This window comes from Bacillus sp. CCB-MMP212 (assembly GCF_022748145.1).
Classification (GTDB): Bacteria; Bacillota; Bacilli; order Bacillales; family Bacillaceae_G; genus Bacillus_A; species Bacillus_A cereus.
In genome coordinates, this window is record NZ_JALDQE010000007.1 from 17,495 (window position 1) to 36,694 (window position 19,200).

Genomic DNA, 19,200 nt, shown 5'->3' on the forward strand with positions numbered 1-19,200 from the left:
CAGATTACCAAATTACACTAGTTTTTCCTATTGTTAAAAATATAGAGGTGAGTAAATGGGAAATTATGCTTCTTCAATCTTATATGATGTAGAGCCCTGTAAAAGCTCTGAACAAAATTGTATTGATGATGTGATTGCTACGTTAGCTAATTGGTTTAAGCGTAAACATTATTTAATGTACGCTAGATTATGGGATTTTGGTTTTTCTCCTGTCGATAAGGGAAATTTAGGGGATGGTTTATATACAGAGTCTGGTTATTTTGTAAGTGATTTAGAAAAATATCATGGTATAAAAAGTACTATATTTGATACAGATTCATCCGATGAAGGATTTGAAATTATATTAGAACAATTATACTCGGGATTTCCTGTGGTGGTAACCATGAATGCGTACTGGCTTCCTTGGGATGAGAATTATCTAAAAAATCATATTGTTCATTCATTTGTTATTGTAGGATATGAGCCCGAAGAAGACTGTTTAATTATTACCGATCCATATTTTATGGTTAAAAATGCACAACTTTCAACAGAACTTTTTCATAAGGGTTATCAAAAAGTAAGTACTTTAAAAGTTACTGAAGATGAGATCACAGACATACAATCGATTACAAACGATTTGTCAAATTGGATAAAACATATAAAAGATGAAAAACATATTTTTTCACAAATGCACCTTTTTGCTACGCAACTAATAAGTAAGTTTGACTTGAATAAAGAGACAGATGGATATTTAGACTTTAATGATGTTCCGTTATTCTCACATTTGGGTCAAGTTGTAGATGGCCGAGTAAAGTTTTCCAAAATGCTTTCGTTTCTTGGTGAGCATTATCACTCGGATTTCCAAACTATCGCTGAATCTATGAAGACAGCAGCTGCCAATTGGGGAGTAATTCGTGGATCATTGATAAAAATGCACTTAACAAAATCAGTAACTAAAGAAGGCATAGTAAATATTTCAGATAAAATTCACCATGCTGCAGAATACGAGCAAAATTTAGCTGAACAAATAATGACATTTCTTATTTCTGTTATAGAAGGTAATACAAAGAATGTAATCATAGATTCTTCTCCATCGATAGAACAGACTACTAATTATGTAAAACCAATCGATGATATGGAGAGAAAGCTAGTTGATATATGGAAAGAAGTTATAGGTAATCCTTGTATAGGTGTGGAAGATAATTTTTTTGCACTTGGTGGTCATTCCCTTCATGCTACTGTAATCAACGCTAAAATATGGAAAGAATTTAATGTGCAATTATCATTAGCAAATCTTTTTGAGTATCCAACAATAAGAACTTTAAGTCATTTTATTAAAAATTCAAAAGAAAATAGGTTGCAAGAGATAGAAATAGTACCGGAATCTGAGGTATACCCGGTTTCATCGACTCAAAAAAGAATGATGTTATTACAAGAGATGGATGGGGTACAGATGACATACAATGTACCAAGTTGTTTTATTCTTAAAGGAACGGTGGACCGGAAAAGGATAGAATTAGTCTTTGAAAAGCTTATTAAACGCCATGAAATACTCAGAACACAGTTTGAGTGGCAGGGGGATCAATTAGTACAGAGAGTATTAGAACAGGTAACATTTGAGCTAGAAATGATAAAGGGAGATTATAAAGAATGGTTACAACCATTTAATCTTTCTAAGGTTCCGTTAATGCGGGCTGGACTAAAGGAGCTAAAAGATAATAGTTATTTACTTGTAATTGACCTTCATCACATCATAACAGATGGCGTGTCTTTAAGTATCTTTATGCATGATTTTAAGGCCCTATATGCTGGGGAAACATTGCCGGAAAATCGTTTGCAATATAAAGATTATGCTGTGTGGGAACAAAAATTATTATCTTCTAAAGAATTTGATATCCATAAGAAATACTGGGAGGAATTATTCTCAGGGAATATACCAGTTCTTGAATTACCATACGATCGAGGTCGACCACCAGTAAAGAGTTTTGAGGGTGAACAATACAATTTCCAAGTAAACAAGGAAATTACTCAAAAAATAAAAAAAATAGCACTAGAAACTGATACGACACCTTTTATGTTACTTATGGCTACTTTCACTATTTTTCTGTACAAGCATGGGGAACAAAAGGATGTCATTATAGGATCACCAGTTGCAGGTAGGCCGCATGCTGATTTGTTACCTCTTATGGGGCTGTTTGTAAATACAATTGCATTACGTTATCAAATAAATCCAAATCAATCTTTTATTAATCACTTGAAAAAAGTGAAAAACGATACGTTAGAAGCTTTCGAACATCAGGTGTATCCATTTGATCAATTAGTGGAAAAATTAGATCTTTCTAGAGACTTAAGCCGAAGTGCTTTATTTGATGTCATGTTTGTATTACAAAATTCGGATGAAAAACATACAGTTGTGGATGGATTAGAAATTAGCACAGAAACAAACACAGATACACTAACAAGTAAGTTTGATTTAACTCTTATTGCTGAAGAAAATAAAGATATATATGAATTCACTTTTGAATATGCTACATCTTTATTTGACAAATCAACAATAGTAGAATTTGGAAGGCGATTTAACCTTCTATTAGAAGAAATAACAACTCATCCTAATGTTAGTCTAAAAGATATTCAAATGTTAACAAGTGAGGAAAAAGAACTTGTTTTATCTGCGACTCAGGAGAAAGAAAAAATAAAAATAGAGACCGATTTTAATTGGGATATTGGTTAATTGAATTCCCAGGTCTCAGAAGGAGTAATTACATGGATAATCATGAAAAAATACGTCAATACATTAAAAAAAATCTTATTATTTTTAATGCAGAGGAAACTATTGTTGCTAATGATGACAACATATTTGAAAAAGGTTATGTGAATTCGCTCTTTGCTATGCAAATGTTAAATTTTATAGAAACAGAGTTTGATATAGTAGTAGATAATGATGAACTTGATATTATTAACTTTTCTACTATTAATAATATGGTTGATCTAATTAACAAAAAGAAGAATGGGAATTTCACAGTATGAGTAATACAGAAGAGATTCTGGGAGTAGTTGATGAGTTTGCGGAAAAGAAGCTTCGGCCTCGAGCAAGTGAGTTTGAAAGTGCTGAAGAGCTTCCCTATGATGTAATACAAGAACTCTCAAGTTATGGTGTATTGGGTGCAACGATACCAACAGAATATGGTGGACTTTCTCTCGATTCTTTAGATTATGGTCGTCTTACTGAAATCATTGGTAAAGCTTGCAATTCGGTTCGTGAATTACTTACAGTTCATGTATCTTTAGTAGGGGAGTCAATTAAAAGGTGGGGGACTGAAGAGCAAAAGAGAAAATGGTTACCTGAGATGGCAACGGGGAACCTATTATTTTCATTTGCCTTAACTGAGCCAGAGGTTGGTTCTGATGCAAAAGCCGTTGGAACTTCCTATAAACAAGTTGATGATCATTTTATTCTTAATGGGCACAAAAAATGGATTTCTTTTGCAGACATTGCAGATTGTTTTTTGGTTTTTGCGTCCAGTGAAGGAAAAGTTAGTGCCTTTATTGTTGAACGGTCAATGACGGGTGTTTCTACAAATAAAATGAGTAAACTGTTAGCAAGTAATTCCTCTCATATAGCTGAGATTCATTTGCAAGATGTAAAGGTACCAGCTGAAAATTTGTTAGGACCAATTGGGGGTGGATGGAGTTATGTAGTTAACACAGCTCTTGATCATGGTAGATATAGTATTGCCTGGGCGGGAGTAGCCATTGCTCAAGAAGCACTAGAAGCAATGGTAGCTTATTCAAGAAGAAGAAAACAAGGAAATAAATATATATGTGAATATGAAGCAATTCAAACAATTTTAGCAGAAGCAAGTGTAAATATAAAAGCAGCTCGTTCGTTATGCCAAGAGGCTGGGAAAAAGCGTCAGGATAGACATACTGATGCTGTAATTGAAACAACCATTGCAAAATATTTTGCCTCAAAGATGGCTATGAAGGTAGCCACAGACGCTGTCCAAGTGTTTGGTGGAAACGGATTTTCAAGAGAATATCCTGTTGAGCGTTTATTTAGGGAAGCAAAGGTTTTAGAAATTATTGAAGGTACCTCGCAGGTACTTCAGCCAATTATTGCGCAGCATGCACTTCACACTTGTTCTCAAAAGGGAGGACTTTTAAGAATATGATTTATGAATTGGTAAAAGAAAAGGATGAATTCAAACAAATAGCTCCACTTCTCGTTGATTATAAGAACCATCCAATACTTAACGGTATAGCTCATGGTTACAATAAGGGACATATTTATGTGGATAATCCTAATAACCCTAGATGTGCACTTGTATGGGCAGAACAAGAAATTTTTTATTTACTAGGTGATCCTACAAATAATTTTGTTTCAAGTCTGCCAACTTTTATTAAAGAAGTAATTGCACCTGAGGCTGAGCAGATAGGGGATGACTTTTTTCAGGTTGAATTATTACCCGAATCAAAATGGAAACAGGTTGTCGAGGAACAATTGCAAATGTTTATTCCTAAACCTTACACTCGAGTAACATTTACTTTTGATCCGGAGTCTTATAATAAGTTATCTAAACCTAATATACCTGAAGAGGTAACGGTGGAACGTATTACAATCGACATGCTATCAGATAAAAAGTTCGCAATGGTACGGGATGATATTGTTGATTTTTGGGAGTCAACTCAGGATTTCATCCAAAATGGATTTGGTTATGTAGTAATGGTACATGAACAAGTTGTAACTAGTTGCTTATCGGTTTTTGCAACAGATACTGATGTGGAAATTGGAATTAATACTTATGATTTATTCCAGCGAGGTAAAGGGTATGCTTGGTTGGCTGCAAGAGCATTTTTGGATGACTGTTTAAAACAAGGAAGAACACCACATTGGAAGACGGAGGATTTTCGTATTCCATCTATTAAACTAGCGGGAAAAGTTGGATTCACAAATCTTCAAACCTATACAGCTTATGTGTTTCCTTATAACGAATTAGATAATTTCATTTTTACCGCGTACCATCAATTAAGATACTATTCAAATTTTAATAAAGCTAGTGAGTTTGTACAAAAAGCTCGTACTATAGGAGATTTAAATGCATGGCATCACTTTTTACTTTCATGTGGTTATTCATTAATTGATAGAATCGATCTTTCGTTAAAGCATATGAATCTTGCACTAGATCTAGGATGGAATGATGTATCAGATATTCGCTATGTAGTTGATTTAGTGAATTTAAGAAAAACTGAAGAGGGACGAGCTTTATTAGATAGAGTTGAAGATAGCTTAAGATGAAAATAAGGGAGATAAAAAGATGAATATTGTATTTATGTTTCCTGGCGTAGGATCCCATTATTCTGGAATGGGTAAGTACCTTTATGAAAACTTCCCTGTAGCACGTGAGATATTTGAAGAAGCAAGTGACACTCTAAAAATAGACATGGCTTCCCTTTGTATGGAGAAGATATACAAAGCTGACCTTGAAAAGTTACAAAATTCACAGACTGCTTTAGTAACAACTAGCATGGCAGCTTTTCGAGTTTTTGAACAAGAAATAGGCAATAAACCAGAGGCAATGATTGGATATTCTTTGGGAGAATATACAGCTCTATGTGCTTCTGGAGCAATTGCATTTTCAGATACCTTAAAATTAGTACAAGAACGTAGTACGATTTTGAGTAGCTATGCATTGACTATAGATGGAACTATGGCATGGGTTAACAATCTTGCTCCAGAAATTGTTGAAGGTATTTGTTCAGAATTGTTAACCAAGGGACAGGAAGTATATATATCGGCTTATGACACTCCAAATAAAACATCAATTTCTGGTACAAACTCTGCGGTTCAGTTAGCTTGTGAAATGGTAGTAGAGCATGGGGGAATTGCAATCCCCCTTAAATTAAGTGGACCATTTCATTCTCCTATGATGCAACCTGCTGCTGAAAAATATAAGAGTGTACTAGAAAATATAGATATGAAACAGCCATTAGTACCTGTCATAGCAAATCATGATAGTTCAATGTATAAAGGTGTAGAAAATATAAGAGAAAACCTTTACTTACAATTAATAAAGCCTGTGAAATGGTTGGATATGATTCACTATCTAATGAATCAAGAGTCTATGAAAGCTATTGAAATGGGACCAAAGGAAGTCTTGAAGTATCTTTTGCAAGCTATTAACCCTGCTATATCGACATGTAATTATGAAAGGGAGAAAGATATCCTAAATACAAAAAATTCCTTTACATTACAAGAATCTGATTATGAAGAAGTAATATCAGGGTGTTTAACTGTAGTTGTAAGTACAAAAAATTATAATACAGATTTAAGTGAGTATCAGAAAAAGGTAGTACGCCCATTTCAAAAGGTCCAAAGTCAATTCGAAGAAAAAATTAATTCGGGGTATTCAGTGGAGAAAAGTGATGTAGAAGAAGCAATCCAAATGATGAAAACAGCACTTACTGAAAAACAGATTAAAGAGAGAGAACAAAAACGTTACCTGCAAAGAGTTCTTCAATGTAAAAGTTTTTAGATATAAATTATAAATATATTAAGGGAGCGATGATGGATAAATGTTCAAGAAAATTGGTATTGTAGGTGCTGGAACAATGGGGATCGGCATGGCAGTAGATTTAGTGCTGCATGGTCTAGAAACGGTATTAATTGATGTTACAGAAGAGCAGTTGAACAAAGCGGAAGAGAAAATATTAGAGACAGTTCGCTTTGCTCCTCTGATTAATAAAGCATTTCCTAGAATGCATAAGGAAGAAGTACTTTCGTTAATAAGTAGCTCTACTAATCTTGATGAAGTGGCCGAATGTGATTATATAGTAGAAAATGTTCCAGAAAACTGGCAAATTAAAGAGCCGATCTATAGAAGATTAGATGAGATATGTAAAAAGGATACAATTTTCGGAGTCAATACGTCTTGTATCTCAATAACAAAAGTAGGAGGAGTAACAAAGCGTCCTGATAAAATAATAGGAATGCATTTTATGAATCCGGTATATATGAAACCATCTATAGAAGTTATTAGAGGGCATTTAACTTCAGATGAAACGGTCGAGAAAGCTCAATCTTTCCTCAAACAATTAGATAAAGATGCAATTGTTGTTAATGATCAGACTGGTTTTGTTTCTAACCGTATCTCCCACTTATTCATGAATGAATCAGCTTGGGTTGTAATGGATGGTGTAGCAACACCTAAACAGGTAGATGATATATTTAAAAAATGCTTTGGACACACAATGGGTCCATTAGAAACAGCAGATTTAATTGGGTTAGATACAGTATTACATTCATTAAATGTACTTTATGAGGAATATCAAGATCCAAAGTTTAGATGTTGTCCATTACTTAAAAAGATGGTAGATGCAGGTGAATGTGGTAGAAAGAGTGGTAAAGGTTTTTACGCTTATTAAAATTAAAAATAGGGGTGTATAAAATGCAAGATAAAAATTTAGAACAAATTATTCATATGTATATTCAAGATCATGTAGGTATTGAATTTAATGATGATACTGAGATTTTTGAAGAAGGATTAGTTAATTCTTTGTTTGCAATCCAATTGATGACTTTTCTTGAAAAAGAATTTGCTATAAAGGTAACTATGGATGACTTAGATATGGATAACTATAAGTCTGTAAATTCTATTGGTAATTTTATAAGAAATAAGCAAATGGTTCGGTAATGGACATGAAACAATACTTAGAGCCATCTCAATATAAAATGTATCAGAATTTTTTGGATTTTGTTTGTGAAAATATAGAACCTCACGCTAATAGGTGGGAGATTGAACAGGGCATTCCATCAGACATAATACAGACTTGTGCTAAAAATGGTTATTTAGGTGGAACACTTCCAGCGGAGTATGGTGGATTAGAATGGGATTATGTAACGTATGGGTTATTTACTGAAGCAATAGCAAGAGGTAGTGTCTCTCTTTCGGGATTATTTAATGTCCATACGATGGTAACAGAAACGATTTTAAAATGGGGAACAGAAAATCAAAAAAATCAGTGGTTACCATTACTTGCATCTGGTAATCAAATAGCTGCATTAGCTCTTACTGAACCTGGAGCAGGATCAGATTTAAATATGATTAAAACGAACTTCGATCAACACGGGGATAAATTAATACTTAATGGAGTGAAGAAGTGGATCACTTTTGGTGCAGCTGCTGATGTGTTTTTGGTATTTGGAAAACTAAATGGTGAACAACCAATTGCCTGTTTAGTACCAAAAGATAGTGTGGGTGTAAATGTTACTCATATAAGAGACATGCTTGGATTTAAAGCTGCATATTTGGCAGAAATTGAATTCAATAATGTAGAAATACCTTTAGAAAATATCATTGGTAGACCAGGATTTGCTTTTACTTACCTTGCACCGTATGCTTTAGAATTTGGACGTATTTCAATTGCCTTTGCTGCTCTTGGTGTATTACGTACTTGTTTAGAAATCTGTGGGAATCATGTATTACATAGAAGCGCATTTGGTAACTCTCTAATTGATCATGGCATGATTTCACATATGGTTACGGATATGGGAGTAGATTTAGAAGCTTCTATACTCCTTAGTTTAGAAGCTTGTAAGGCCAAAAATGAACATCGAGCTGATGCTACTGAAAAGATTATGATTGCAAAATATTTTGCATCGCGCTCAGGTACAAGGCATTCAACGAATGCTGTACAGATTATGGGAGCACTTGGTTGTAATGATAATTATTCAATATCAAGGTGCTTTAGAGATTCTAAAACAATGGAGATCGTTGAGGGGAGTAATCAGATTCATCAGTTATTACTTGGTAAGGGATTTGCTAAAAAAGCGAAACGTGCCATTGAAAAAATACCTGTAACTAAAGGAGTGATACAACCCGGATGAGTACATGTATACAAAAGCTGTTTGAAGAACAAGTAGTCCGTACGCCAGATGAGGTTGCTGTTATCTTTAAAAAAGAAACATTAACCTATAAGGAATTAAATGAAAAAAGTAACCAATTAGCTCGTCTTTTACGTGAAGGTGGAGTTGGTCCAGATACAGTTGTAGGTATTATGGTAGAGCGATCTATCGAAATGGTTGTCGGAATTTTCGGGATATTGAAAGCGGGCGGAGCATATCTTCCGCTTTCCCCGAATCATCCATCATCACGATTACAATTCATTATAGAAGATAGCGGTGCTAAATTAATACTTACGCAAAAGCAAATTCTACATCGTTTTCAAGATAGTTTGAAAGCTGATATGTTGGCTTTAGATTCGATTTCCTATGAAGGAAAGGGTGAAAATCTAGAGTGTATTAACAAACCCTCTGATCTTGTGTACGTAATATACACTTCCGGTTCAACCGGGAAACCTAAGGGTGTTATGATTGAGCATTCGGCCTTAATAAATCGAATTGAGTGGATGCAAGAGGCTTATCCAATTAGTTCAAAGGATACTATATTACAAAAGACCCCTTATACATTTGATGTATCCGTATGGGAGATGTTCTGGTGGGCCATAGTTGGAGCCAAAGTATGTATTCTTGCGCCGGGGATGGAGAAGTTTCCACAGGCTATTATTGAGACAACTGAAAGTAATGACGTGACAATTATGCATTTTGTACCATCTATGTTAAGTGCATTTTTACACTATCTTGATGTGACAGGTGAAACTAACCGAATAAAATCGTTGAAACAAGTATTTGTTAGTGGTGAGGCACTACTGTCTCAACATGTAAACCGTTTTAACAAGCTGCTAAATTTCTCTAATGGTACACTTCTTACTAATCTGTACGGGCCTACTGAAGCAACCATTGATGTGACTGCTTATGATTGTCCGACACATGAGATTAAAGAAGGGAGCGTTCCAATAGGGCGACCAATTAAGAATATTGAGATGTTTGTTGTTGATAAATATGGTAATAAACTTCCGGAAGGCCATATAGGAGAATTATGTATCTCAGGTATAGGATTAGCACGTGGATATGTAAATAGGCCGCAATTAACGGCAGAAAAGTTTGTACAATATTCCCTTGATACCCGTATATATAAAACCGGTGACTTAGCTTTAATAAGATCGGATGGGAATATTGAGTTTCATGGAAGAATTGATTTTCAAGTTAAAGTTAATGGGCTTCGTATTGAGTTAGGGGAAATAGAATCGTGTTTAATGTCTTGTGAAGGAGTTTTACAATGTGCGGTAATTGTAAGACAAGAATCTGAGATGGTAGTTAAGTTAATAGCTTTCTATGAGTCAGAAAATGATATTGAGTTAGAGAGGTTAAAAAAATATCTACGCTTATTTTTACCAGATTATATGATACCTAACAGTTTTGTACGTGTAAATGAAATGCCATTAACGGATAGCGGAAAGATAGATAGAAAAGCACTTGCCTTATTAGGTTCCGATAAATATTCACACCATACCACACTTGTAGGAGGTTCTGTTAATGAGGAAAGCAGTAAAGATTCATAAAGAAGATATTGAAGATGTAATCGCCCTTACACCAGTGCAGGAAGGTATTCTTTATCATTATTTGAAAGAACCCGAAGGAAAGCTATATCATGAAGAACTTCGACTTTGTTTAACTGGAAAAATTAATATTCCAAAGTTTGAAGAGGCGTGGAATTATGTAACGCGGGAAAATGAAATGCTGCGTACAATTTTTCGATGGGAAAAAGTTAAACAACCTGTACAACTTATACTAAAAGAGCATACTCCGAACATTATATATAGTGATGGTAAAGTCTCTAATGATACAGAAAGCTTTGATTTACAAACAGTTCCCTTTTCTATCGAACTGTGCCACTTGAACGAAGGCGAATATGAAATGGTTTTACGTCATCATCATATTTTGTTTGATGGTTGGAGTAATAGTATTATTTTACAAGAGTTTATTAAGGTATATCGAGAGTTAATAAAGGGAGATGTACCATCATCTAAAAATAAAAAGAAATTTAAAGAATATATACTATGGCAACAAAAACAAGATAAATCAAAACAAAAGCTTTTTTGGGAACAATATTTAAATGAATTAACTGAACAAATAAATTTATCCAATAAAAATTCTAATCAACTAAAAAAAGCAAAAACATATGTAAAAGAGATAGATAAAGAGCGAAGTGATAGATTTCGAAGTTTTGCAAGTAATCAAGGTGTAACATTGGCTACATTATTCTATACAGCCTGGGGTCTATTACTACAAAGGTACAAAAATTCAGAGGACGTAATATTCGGTACAACAGTATCCGGGCGTTCAATTCCAATGCACGGTCTGAGTGACATGGTAGGTTTATTTATAAATACACCACCACTTCGTGTAAGTGCTGATGGGAGAATGACTGTTTCAGATCTTTTACAAAGAATTCAAAGTGATGTCCAAAGAAGAACTGAATATGAAACGACTCCAATTGTTGATTTAAACGTGTCATTTGACACTATTATGGTAGTTGAGAATTATCCTCTTGATATAGAAAAGCTGAAAGAAATTGATGAAAGTGTAAGAATTTCAGGTTATGAAGTAAATGAAATGACCAACTATGATTTAACCGTCTCAATAGAGTGTTTCGATTCTATTAAACTTGCAATGATGTGGCCTGAAGATCTATTTGATGAATCCATTATTACCAGTATAACTAACCATTTTATACAACTATTAGATTCAATGCTTTTAGATGAAGGACAACCAATACAAACTCTTAAGATGTTAGATGAGGCAGAAGAAAAGTTTTTGCTTCAAGGTGGTCAAAATCAAAGTGCTACATTCCCACACACAACACTTCATCAATTAATTGAGATGCAAGCTGAAAAGCATCCTGAGAGAGTGGCACTTACATTTGAGAATAGTGAGATGACTTATGGAGAGTTGAATGAGCGTGCGGATAAAGTGGCATTTGCTCTTCTAAAAGAAGGTGTAACTTTAGATTCTCCAGTAGCTGTAATGTTGGATTACTCATTTAATATGATTATCTCTTTACTTGGTATTTTAAAAGCAGGTGGGGCTTATGTTCCAATTGATCCTGATTATCCGCAGGAACGAATTGATTTTATTCTTCAAGATAGTGGGTCAAATGTAATAATAACCTCAAATTTATTTGAAGATATAGTTAAATTTGATAGCACAATACTTTTTATTGAAGAACTTAATAAGACATCGATGCAAGATTTCGAGAGAGTAGATGTTGCCCCAAATAATTTAGCATATGTCATTTATACTTCTGGAACAACAGGACGTCCTAAAGGGGTTATGATTGAACATCGTAATGTAATACAACTTGTCATGCATCAACCAAATAAATTTAAATTCTCTAGTAATGATGTGTGGTTACTATTTCATTCTTTCTGTTTTGATATGTCAGTTTGGGAGATATTTGGATCACTTACTTATGGTGGACGTCTTGTCCTGGCAACAAAAGAAACAATCCGTGATACGTATAAACTTGCTCAGTTGATTGCAGATGAGGGAGTAACGGTATTGAATCAAACTCCATCTGCATTCTATGTTTTTCAACAAGTAGTTGAAGAGATGCCTAAACTTGCTTTTAAAATTAGGTTAATTACATTTGGAGGGGAAATGTTGAAGCCAGGTTTACTGCAAAGTTGGTTTAAGCGTTCACCTAATACGGTCATAGTAAATATGTATGGAATAACTGAGACGACAGTACATGTTACTTATAAGGAAATTGGAGAAAAAGAAATGCACAGTAATCTTAGTGCTATAGGCGTGCCTCTTCCTACGTATTCGTGCTATGTATTTGACAAAGATATGAATCCTACACCTAAGGGAATGCAAGGGGAACTTTATGTTGGAGGACATGGAGTTGCGCGGGGATATCTAAATCGTCCTGAACTAAACAGTGAACGTTTTATACAGAATCCATATAATCCAAGTGAAAGATTATATAGATCAGGAGATTTAGTTCGTATTCTTGAAAATGGTGAGATGGAGTATATAGGTCGTAGTGATCATCAAGTGAAGATACGTGGTTATCGAATCGAAACAGGAGAAATAGAACATCATTTACAACAGCATGCGGATGTGAAGGAAGCGGTAGTTTTATCTATTGCTTTTGGAGAGGAGCAAGAACTGTGTGCTTATATACTAACTGATCAAGATATATCTCAAAATGAATTACGTTATTATCTTACTGACAAAATACCTTCGTATATGATACCTATGTATTTTGTGCTTTTAAGTGAAATGCCATTAACTACGAATGGAAAAGTTAATCGTCGTGCTTTACCTAAGCCTACTAAGTTAGTACAACCAAATGATTTACTAGATGAGCTTGAAACAACGGTAGCTGATGTTTGGAAGGAAGTTTTGGGGGTAGAAAAAGTAGGGTTGTATGATAATTTCTTTGATGTTGGAGGGAACTCCTTAAAAATGGTTCGATTGTTCTCTCGTTTACGAAGCAAGTTTGAAAAAGAACTTACAATGCCTATGTTATTCCGATACCCAACGGTTCAAGATCAAGCTTCCTACTTTAGAAGTGATAATGCTATGGAACACCAACCTGAAGAAGTTAAGAAAGAAAATCTTTTATCTATGAATAAAAATGATGTAGCAGTGGTTGGTATGGCGGTTCGTATGCCAGGCGCTTCTAATCTTAAGCAATTCTGGTCAAATTTAGAACAAGGGATAGAATCCATTCGTACATTTACAGATGAAGAACTTAGTGAGATGGGCATACCAAAAGAAGTGATTCAAAAACCTAATTATATAAAATCTAAAGGGTATTTAGAAGATGTAGATGCATTTGACAATGAATTTTTTGATTACAGTCTAAAAGAAGCTGAAATGATGGATCCACAACTGCGTATACTTCATGAATGCGCATGGGAAGCACTAGAACAAGCAGGTGAGGTTAATTCTTCTCATATGAATACAGGAGTTTATGTTGGAGGATCACCAAATTTCCACTGGCTTCGTTCTATTGCTAGTGAATCTTCTAATACATTAGAAGATTTCCAAGCAATGTTGTTAAACGAAAAAGATTTCTTTGCTACTCGATTGGCTTATAAATTAAATCTAAAAGGACCAGCGATTACAGTACAAACTGCTTGTTCTACCTCCTTAGTTGCTATTCAAAACGCATGGGCAGATCTTATCGATGGACGATGCGATATAGCCTTGGCCGGGGGAGTAAGTATAACTTATCCAACAAAAACAGGATATTTATATGAAGATGGTATGATTTTCTCACCAGATGGACATTGTCGAGCTTTTGATAAGGATGCGCAAGGAACAGTAGGTGGAAATGGTGCTGGTATTGTAGTACTGAAAAGGTTAGAGGACGCTCTTCGAGATGGGAATTTAATACATGGAGTTATTAAAGGAGCTGCAGTAAACAATGATGGGTCCAATAAGGCTGGATTTACAGCGCCAGGGGTGGATGGACAAGCTGCTGTTATAAAATCAGCTCATGAAATAGCTGGTGTTAAGCCTGAAGAAATCTCATATATAGAAACTCATGGTACTGGTACGCAACTAGGTGATCCTATAGAAGTAGAAGCATTGAAGTTAGCTTTTGGTAAGCAAGAACCAGGTAGAGTTTTAATTGGATCAGTGAAGACGAACATTGGACATTTAGATGCTGCAGCAGGAGTTGGAGGATTTATAAAGACGGTCTTAGCTTTGAAAAACAAGAAAATTCCGCCGAGCCTTCATTATAATAACCCAAACCCTAGCATTGATTTTGGGAAAAATCCGTTTCGTGTAAATACGGAACTTATCCCATGGAAAGAAGAGGTAAGAAGAGCGGGTGTTAGTTCGTTTGGGATGGGTGGAACTAATGCACATATAGTGTTAGAGTCTGTTCCTGACAATGCTAAGAATTTTGAAAAACAATCTTGGAACTTATTAACTGTTTCAGCAAAAACAGAGGAATCTTTAGATAAAGCTACTAACGATCTATTATTGCATTTGAAGGAGAATCCAGAGATATCACTATCTGATACAGCTTATACATTACAAAAAGGTCGTCGTGAATTTCCATATAGAACTGCAGTAGTTGCTAATGGAATAGAGGGTGCCATAGAAAAACTTGGTGATACGGGACTAGAGAAAACAAACGCAATGGAGAGTAGACCTTTAGCCTTTCTTTTTTCAGGGCAAGGATCACAGTATATCAATATGGGTAGAGATTTATATGAAAATGAACCTGTATTTCGTGAACACGTTGATCAAGGTTTAGCCTTACTCTCAAATTGGCTAGATATAGAAATGAAAAATATTTTGTATCCTACAAAGGAGACAGAGGATAAAGCAACTGAACAGTTAAATAGAACTTCAATGACGCAACCTCTACTATTCATTATTGAATATGCATTAGCAAAGCTTCTAATGAATTGGGGAGTTTATCCAAGGGTCATGTTTGGCCATAGTATTGGTGAGTTTGTAGCAGCTTGTTTAGCAGAAGTAATGTCTTATGAAGATGCATTACATTTAGTAATGATTAGAGGGAAGTTAATGAATAGCGTACCAGAAGGCGCTATGCTAAGTGTAAATTTATCTGTTGAAGAATTACAAACCTATATAACAGATGATGTAGATATAGCAGCTGTAAATTCCTCTCAACATTCAGTAATTTCTGGTACTGTACTTTCAATCAATAAAATTGAGGAATTACTTTTAAATCATGGAGTAAAGACAACGCGTCTATTTACTTCGCATGCTTTCCATTCTCGAATGATGGATGAAGTTCTAGATTCATTTGAGCAAGCTGTAGGAAATATAAAATTATCAAGTCCTAAAATACCTTATATATCTAATGTTACAGGTGAAATGATTACAGCAAATCAAGCCACATCACCTTCTTATTGGGCACAGCATCTACGAAGTACTGTTCAATTTTCAAAGGGATTATCTGAAATTTTTCATTTAAAAAATGTAATTTGCCTTGAGATTGGCCCAGGTAATGCATTATCAACTTTTGTATTAAAACATTTAAATAGGAGTAAAGATCAATTGGCTTTAAACATGTTACGTCATCCTCTGGATAAATCAAATGACTTCGAGCATTTATGCAAGCAAATGGGACGGTTATGGATGCAAGGTGGAACTATAAATTGGAATACTTTTAATAACAGTGAGAATAAAAGTTTATTAGATTTACCAACGTATCCTTTCATGAAAAAACGATTTAAAGCTGATCCATTTTTTAATATTCAATCTCAGAGTTTAACTCAGGAAACAAGAGGCCATAATAAACAGGCTAATATTAAAGACTGGTTTTATTTGCCTTCTTGGGAACGCAAAACATTAAAATCTATACAAATAAAGAAAGAACAAAAATATAAGTGGCTTATTTTCAATGATCATCTAAATCGATTCAATCGACTGATAGAAAAATTAAAAAGAGAAGGTCATGATGTAATTGAAGTTAAAACAGGTGGTATTTTCTCTGAAAAATCCGACAGTTTATATGCGATATGTCCATCTCAAAAAATGCATTATGAAATGCTATTTTCAGAATTAGAACAAAAAGATTTATTACCAAATAAGATTATACATGCTTGGAGCTTTAATCCAGTTAATGAGGTTATTCTCAATCAAGAGAGAATTGAACGGTCAATGGATGAAGGATATTATTCGTTACTTTATATTGCACAAGCAATTGGGAAAATTAATTATGAGGGAGCATTACAGTTAAATATCTTTACTGACCGTATGTTTGAAGTTACAGGTACAGAGCTGAATTTAAAACCAGAGCAAGCTACAATTCTAGGCTTTTCAAAAATATGCAATCTTGAGTTTCAAAATATAAAATGTCGTACCATTGATATGGATACAGATTCTCAGCAAATGTTTGAGGAAGCGGGTTTAATGGAGAGTTTTGTGGATTCTACTGATATAGTTGTAGCTTATCGAGGACGTCATCGATGGGCGCAAACGATTATTCAAAGTCCTTTTGAGGAAGAAGATGTAGAAATTGATAGATTACGAGAGAGTGGCGTCTATCTAATTACTGGTGGACTTGGTGGAATTGGATTTGAAATTGCAAAAGATTTAGCTAATAGAGTACCAAATGTCAAACTTATATTGATTGGCCGCTCAGAGTTCCCACCTCGTAATCAATGGGAACAGTACCTAGAAAATAAAGACGAGCGTGTAAGCCGAGTTATTTCTGATTTGTTAACAATGGAGTCTCAAGGTGCAGAATACATGATCCTAAGTGCAGATGTTTCCAATCAAGATGATATGAAACAGGCAATTGAAAAGGCTAAATCTCGCTTTGGTTCTATTAATGGCGTAATTCATGCAGCAGGTGTCGCTGATTATCTAGGTATTATGATGAATCGTGAAAAAGAATCTAATAATAAAATTTTAGCTCCGAAAATTAAAGGTACACTAGTGCTCGATGCTTTATTAAAAGATGAACCAATTGATTTCTTCGTACTATGTTCATCAATTGGTAATGTGGCGTATCATATGAAATTTGGTCAGAGTGGTTATAATGCAGCGAATGAATTTTTAGATGCATTTGCATTTTATAAGCGGGCTCATGATGGAGTGTTCACTGTAGCTATTAACTGGCCAGATTGGCAAGAGGTGGGTATGTCACTTAAGTCTGCTGAAATATGGGCAAAGCAATTTAATATGGATATGGAAAGTGTATTACATGATGGTGTAACTGTAGAAGAGGGCTTAAAAGTATTCCGTAGTATTATCAATAGAAATCAACAACAAGTTGTGGTTTCTCCAATAGATTTACATTGGAAACTTTTAAATGGTGCCAACTATTATAATGAACTATTGGAAAAAGGAAGTAAGAATAGATTAAAGCAGAATCGTTCAGATGTTTCCACAACGTATAGACCACCAACTAATGAAATTGAACAACAATTATACGAATTATTAAAAGATATGTTTGGAATCGAAGAAATAGGAATTTACGATAATTTCTTCGATCTAGGAATGAGTTCTTTAGATCTTGTTCGTATTAATGTGAAATTAAAAGAGGCCTTTAAACGAGACTTACCTATAGTTGTTCTTTATGAGCATACGTCAATTAAATCTCTTGCTAAATATTTAAGTAATCAAGAAGTAAATAACAATTTAACAAATAAAAAAGAGTTATTGAAAGCGAAATCGGTTATGAAAAATACATTATCTGCTTTAAAAAGTAGAAAGTAGTAAAGGGAGGGGAACAACATGATTAATAAAGAAGTAGTTCCGTCAAAAGTTGAGTTTTGCTGGGGATTACCTGTTATTCCAACGCCACAAACAAAAGAACTTCTAGAGGAATATGTTAATCAAGCTAAAAGAGCTGAGAAGAATAACTTTGACTCGGTATTGGTTTCGATTGCACCAACTTCTGTTGATCCAATGATAGCAGCGTCTATGATTGGAATGAATACGGAGTTTGTAAAGATTTTGGTTGCGCAAAATACAAACCAGATGCTTCCTACCGTAACAGCAAAAGCATTGAATACTTTAAATAGTTTAATTGGTAATCGTGCAGATATTAACATTGTAACTGGTAGTGCCTCGCTTGTCCTTGCACGTGATGGATTACCAGAACCGCATCATGTTCGATATGCTAGGACAAAAGAATATATTGAGCTGTTACAACAATTAAGACGAGGAGTAACTAGCTATAAAGGTGAGTTTTATCAAGTAGAAAATAGTGATATTTATCCAAAGGAAGATCTCTCTCGAAGTGCCCGCTACTTTGTAGCGGGGTCCTCCGAGGAGGCAATGAGAATAGCTGCAGAGTATGGTGATGCTTATATACTTTATGCAACAGACCGCAAAAGTCTTAGAGAACACTATCAAACAGTTAATAATTACGCTAAGCAATATGGGCGCGAGAAAATTCCAGGTGCTATTTTAGTAGACATCATTGCTCGTGAGACTTCGGAAGAAGCATATGAAGAAGCATATGAATTACTTGAGAGAACACCAGCAGCCTTAAAGAGGATGACTAAGCTATTTTTAGATAATGCAGATTCTGTTGGACTTCGCCGATACAAAGATTTAATTACAAAAGATAGTATGTGGATAGATGATCATCTTTGGGGAGGTCTAAGTTTAGTTAACCCATCTAATTCAATTTCTATAGTTGGTAGCTATGAGGAAGTCATCTCGACGTTAACTGATTTTTGGGAAATAGGGGTAAATTATTTTCTTATTACTTCTCAGATTAGTGAGCATGAAATTGAACGTATTGGTCAAAATGTTGTGCAACCATTTAAAAAGAAAATTGAAAAGTTAATCCAAGTTAACTAAAAGAG

11 protein-coding genes are annotated in these 19,200 nt (G+C 34.6%); all 11 read left to right on the forward strand.

All coding sequences use genetic code 11. From position 1 onward, the window contains the following. Positions 1-55 precede the first annotated feature (55 nt). From MRP26_RS20075 to MRP26_RS20125, 11 genes are read left to right on the forward strand one after another with little or no spacing between them, the layout of a single operon-like run. Positions 56-2,710, forward strand: coding sequence for a condensation domain-containing protein (locus MRP26_RS20075; protein ID WP_242806708.1), 2,655 nt, complete (start codon positions 56-58; stop codon positions 2,708-2,710). Between the two features lie 32 nt (positions 2,711-2,742). Beyond that, on the forward strand, positions 2,743-3,006 hold the full coding sequence (locus MRP26_RS20080; protein ID WP_000368639.1) for an acyl carrier protein: 264 nt from the start codon (positions 2,743-2,745) through the stop codon (positions 3,004-3,006). Beyond that, the gene (locus MRP26_RS20085; RefSeq protein ID WP_197241167.1) at positions 3,003-4,151 is read left to right on the forward strand and encodes an acyl-CoA dehydrogenase family protein; all 1,149 of its coding nucleotides are present in this window, start codon (positions 3,003-3,005) and stop codon (positions 4,149-4,151) included. The genes MRP26_RS20080 and MRP26_RS20085 overlap by 4 nt, the downstream gene beginning before the upstream one ends. After that, a complete protein-coding gene (locus MRP26_RS20090) occupies positions 4,148-5,275 on the forward strand; it encodes a GNAT family N-acetyltransferase (RefSeq protein WP_064532338.1) in 1,128 nt (375 codons plus the stop codon). Before MRP26_RS20085 ends, MRP26_RS20090 begins: the two co-directional genes overlap by 4 nt. 19 nt (positions 5,276-5,294) lie before the next feature. After that, entirely contained in the window at positions 5,295-6,512 is a 1,218-nt protein-coding gene (locus MRP26_RS20095) for an ACP S-malonyltransferase (RefSeq protein WP_197241168.1), read from the forward strand. Between the two features lie 40 nt (positions 6,513-6,552). Next, the gene (locus MRP26_RS20100; protein ID WP_197241170.1) at positions 6,553-7,401 is read left to right on the forward strand and encodes a 3-hydroxyacyl-CoA dehydrogenase family protein; all 849 of its coding nucleotides are present in this window, start codon (positions 6,553-6,555) and stop codon (positions 7,399-7,401) included. Positions 7,402-7,424: 23 nt separating this feature from the next. Continuing rightward, positions 7,425-7,670: an acyl carrier protein gene (locus MRP26_RS20105; protein ID WP_001152970.1), complete on the forward strand. Its 246-nt coding sequence runs from the start codon at positions 7,425-7,427 to the stop codon at positions 7,668-7,670. Beyond that, entirely contained in the window at positions 7,670-8,863 is a 1,194-nt protein-coding gene (locus MRP26_RS20110; protein WP_197241171.1) for an acyl-CoA dehydrogenase family protein, read from the forward strand. The genes MRP26_RS20105 and MRP26_RS20110 overlap by 1 nt, the downstream gene beginning before the upstream one ends. Beyond that, positions 8,860-10,437, forward strand: a complete 1,578-nt coding sequence (gene zmaJ, locus MRP26_RS20115) for a zwittermicin A synthase ZmaJ (RefSeq protein WP_242806710.1) — start codon at positions 8,860-8,862, stop codon at positions 10,435-10,437. The genes MRP26_RS20110 and zmaJ overlap by 4 nt, the downstream gene beginning before the upstream one ends. Continuing rightward, positions 10,412-18,100, forward strand: a complete 7,689-nt coding sequence (locus MRP26_RS20120) for a non-ribosomal peptide synthetase/type I polyketide synthase (RefSeq protein WP_242806714.1) — start codon at positions 10,412-10,414, stop codon at positions 18,098-18,100. The genes zmaJ and MRP26_RS20120 overlap by 26 nt, the downstream gene beginning before the upstream one ends. Before the next feature lie 18 nt (positions 18,101-18,118). Beyond that, entirely contained in the window at positions 18,119-19,195 is a 1,077-nt protein-coding gene (locus MRP26_RS20125; protein ID WP_242806715.1) for an LLM class flavin-dependent oxidoreductase, read from the forward strand. The last annotated feature ends 5 nt before the right edge of the window (positions 19,196-19,200 follow it).